We start from the raw sequence: 568 nt of genomic DNA, 5'->3' as shown, positions 1-568 counted from the left end.
AGCATGCATCTGCGGATACTAGCCGACAGACGAGTCGAGCGATCCCCATCCCGCACACGAACGTCGATAAAGGATCGTACGGCCCCCAAAGGGGATCGTCGATGTAGGCAAGCTAACGTCGGTGCGGTACCACCCCAGCCCCTTAAAGATAGCTGGGAGCCGTACAAATGTCTGATTCTCTCGATATTGGCGTGGACGTGGACTCCAAGGAGTTCGTACCGGCAGTGGCCGACCGCAAGGCCGGCGACAGGATCGCCAACACCCGGGCCGGCATAGCCCAGTGGCTCAACACCTTGCCCCAGCGATGCCGGATTGGCATGGAGGCGACGGGGCGGTACTACGAGTTGTTGGCTCGGATGGCTGGCCAGGCAGGCCACGTTGTCTATGTGATCAATCCACGTCTGATCAAGCACTACGGCCGGGCGACGGGCTCGCGTGGCAAGACGGACGCCATGGACGCCGAAGCGATCGCCCGGTACGTGAAGAAGGAGAACGATCGCCTGCGTGAATACGTACCGCGTACCGACGAGCAGCAGCAGATGCACGATTTGCTGCGCAAGCGGCAGAC

General features: G+C 61.3%; 1 protein-coding gene. It reads left to right on the top strand.

Annotated elements, in window-relative coordinates; translation table 11 throughout:
• Window positions 1-167: 167 nt before the first annotated feature.
• Window positions 168-568: transposase (locus N7573_RS22280; RefSeq protein ID WP_279943299.1), on the top strand; the 401-nt coding region annotated here is incomplete at its 3' end.

The sequence above is a fragment of the Stenotrophomonas sp. GD04054 genome, from assembly GCF_029836955.1.
GTDB lineage: Bacteria > Pseudomonadota > Gammaproteobacteria > Xanthomonadales > Xanthomonadaceae > Stenotrophomonas > Stenotrophomonas maltophilia_A.
The sequence above is the reverse complement of the archived record's forward strand: the minus strand, read 5'-3'. Positions and strand labels throughout refer to the sequence as shown.